Raw genomic sequence first — 2,165 nt, forward strand, 5'->3', positions numbered from 1 at the left:
TGCCAAGCTTTACCAGAGATTGAAATTATTAAAGCCTTAAGGATAAGAACTCCAGAATGTTTAAATCAGGCAGATAGTTATTTAAGTTGTGTAGATACACTATTGCTAGATGCTTACCATCGAAAAATGTTGGGCGGCACTGGTAAAACCTTAGACTGGCAAAGGCTACAAAAATTTCGTCCCAGTATCCCTTGGTTACTAGCTGGTGGCTTGACACCGGATAATGTCTTAGATGCCCTAACGTTGGTGCAACCCAGTGGGATTGATTTATCCAGCGGTGTAGAGCGAACACCAGGTGATAAAGATTTAAAAAAGGTTGCTCGGTTATTGGAGAAATTAGGATCAAGAGTTTAAGGTTGAAGGTTGAACGGTTGAAGGTTAGTCGGTTGAAGGTTAGTCGGTTGAAGGTTAGTCGGTTAAAGGCTAGTCGGTTAAAGGTTAATCGGTTTAAGATTGAAAGTTAGGCGGTTGAGGATCAACACTCAACAGTCAACAAGCTTTGAGATGATTCCAATGGGATGGTAAAGTGGAATTGGCTACCTTGATTTTTCCCCTCAGACTTAGCCCAAATTTTTCCACCCATACCTTTAATAATCTGACGACAGATAGCTAGACCAAGACCTGTGCCACCAACAGTGCGTCGGAGTGAATCTTCCTCTTGATAAAAACTTTCAAATATTGCGTCTAGCTGACTCGGTTCAATACCCCTACCAGTATCCGCTACAATTACTTCTAGCATGGGATTATGGCGGCGATTTTTGGTGAGGAATCCTATCGACTCTGCTTGAGTTTCATTGATTTGGGCTTGGATAGTGATTTTACCCCCTGGCTCAGTAAACTTACAGGCATTATCTAGGAGTTTGGTTAAGACTTCTACCAACCGTTCTTTTGAACCTATAGAAAACTGTAGATCCGGGCTACGGTAATCCCATTCAGGCGAGATTTTAAGCAGTATTGCCTGCTACTGCGCGATTGCTGAAGGCTTGACCAAAAATCCCCAGTTAGAGATGCTGTAGTAATCGTGCCGACGATTGATTACAGCACTCGCCTGTATTTGCTTATTCAGTTGATTCCACCAGTACCAAACGTGTTTGCTCGGATTCACTCCGATCAAAGCGGTTAAGGCACTGGGTAGTCTTTCACTCAATCCCATACCGCGTCTAGCAATCACCAACGCGGCCACTTCATCGCTGGCAAGTCCATACATCCGGGCGTACTTCACCATCCCGATCAAACTGCTATAAGCAGGGTTGACCGTGAAGACATAGACGCCACGGTTAGAGCAAATCGAATTCAGCAGCTCAAAGAATCGGCTATAGGCCCACCCTGATAGCATTCGAGCGTATTTCCGTCCCAATTCTCTGAATGCTTCTTTTTTCTTGCCAAAATCTAAGGTTTCGTGGACTATCGGACATTGATAAGTTTTAGCCAGCGTCACCAGTTGTAGACAAGCATCAACTATCTGAGCATCCTGTTTGCCACTGGGTAGACCTTGCTGTAACGGGATTTGTCCGTGAGCTTTCAGGTTTCCATCAGCGTCAACATAAGCCCACCCAACGCTACTTGGGTTGAGATCGATACCGATACAGCCATATCGGGAATGCTGTGAGACACGCTGAAGCTTAGCAGGCGTGAACTGAACAGCCGCTACCCACTTGTGATCTTTGCGGTAGAAATGCCAGGTTCTAGAACCATCGTCAGGCAGGCGGTTGATGTTGCGGTCAAAGTCACCGATAACTGCCGAAACGTATTGTCCATACTTGGACTCAAGACATTTGGGAACTCGGAAGCGGATCGTTTCACCGTCCCATTGACAAACCTGATTTCCCCAGGTCTCATCTTTGCTACCAACAACAAATACCTGACCGTAAGGCACCTTAACCTGTAGCTGAGCTACTTTCAACCCTTCGATTTTTCTCTCTAGGTGGGCGATATAACGTTTCTTGTGATGGATTTGGAAGCGTAGATTTTGCCAATTGGTGTCACGATATCGTAACGAACAAGACAGTGGGAATTTACAACCAGTTTTACTGTTCTGCCAGTTCTTTTTAGCGTAGAATTTTCGACCATTAGCTAATCGCTTCTGTGCTTTCCTCAAGCAGTCCTTAGCGCTTTTGAACTTACCTGACAGTTGCTCAATGTGTAGAAATAATGTAGATTTTCTC

At 44.8% G+C, this 2,165-nt stretch carries 2 protein-coding genes and 1 pseudogene; 1 reads left to right on the forward strand and 2 read right to left on the reverse strand.

All coding sequences use genetic code 11. The features are described 5' to 3' along the window. The coding region (locus F6K49_RS42965) for a phosphoribosylanthranilate isomerase (protein ID WP_293107690.1) at positions 1-354 on the forward strand (354 nt) is incomplete at its 5' end. A 121-nt stretch (positions 355-475) separates the two neighbouring features. Here F6K49_RS42965 and F6K49_RS42970 read toward each other — a convergent pair. Together F6K49_RS42970 and F6K49_RS42975 are read right to left on the reverse strand one after the other, a co-directional pair. Further along, positions 476-886: pseudogene (locus tag F6K49_RS42970) on the reverse strand (ATP-binding protein); the annotation flags it as partial. A gap of 75 nt (positions 887-961) precedes the next feature. Beyond that, positions 962-2,165, reverse strand: a 1,204-nt coding sequence (locus F6K49_RS42975; RefSeq protein WP_293107693.1) for a hypothetical protein, incomplete at its 5' end; no start/stop codon positions are given.

The organism is Moorena sp. SIO3I6 (assembly GCF_010672095.1).